The sequence below is a fragment of the Ilumatobacter nonamiensis YM16-303 genome (assembly GCF_000350145.1).
Classification (GTDB): domain Bacteria; phylum Actinomycetota; class Acidimicrobiia; order Acidimicrobiales; family Ilumatobacteraceae; genus Ilumatobacter_A; species Ilumatobacter_A nonamiensis.
Map to the genome: position 1 here is coordinate 1 of NZ_BAOL01000345.1, position 507 is coordinate 507.

1 pseudogene is annotated in these 507 nt (G+C 67.9%); it reads right to left on the reverse strand.

What is annotated here, in order from left to right:
* Positions 1-507, reverse strand: a pseudogene (locus ON45_RS23350) (hypothetical protein); the annotation flags it as partial.

Sequence of the window (507 nt, forward strand, 5' to 3'; positions counted from 1 at the left end):
CGACGAAGAAGCCGATGTGCTGACGCCACAGCTCCTTGAAGGCTTCACCGTTCTCCTCGCCGGCGACGGACGCAACCGTCTCCGACAGGCGAACCGTGTTGCCGTCGAGTGTCTCGACCGCAGCCTGGACGTTCGGCTGTTCGAGGTCACCACCGTTCTCGATCGCCTGCTCGAGGGCGATCCCCGCGAGGTAGACGTGCTCCTGCAGCTGGAACGTGAGCGTCGAGCGGGTCATGGCCGGGACGCTGTCGGTCGCGCCGGGGAACATGTCCGGGACTGCGGCGACGATGCCGGTGGCCAACAGGTCGGCGGCACCTTCCATGTGCGCTGCCGCGGCCTGCAGGTCGTCGAACGCCGCCGGGTCGTCGGCAACGATGCCGTCGATCGCCGTCGTCAGCGTTGCGACGTGCTCCGCGAGTCCGTCGACGAGCACGTCGGCCTGGATCTCGCCGCCGGTGATCTCCTCGAAGAACGCACCTGCTGCCTCCTGGTAACCCTCCAGGTCGG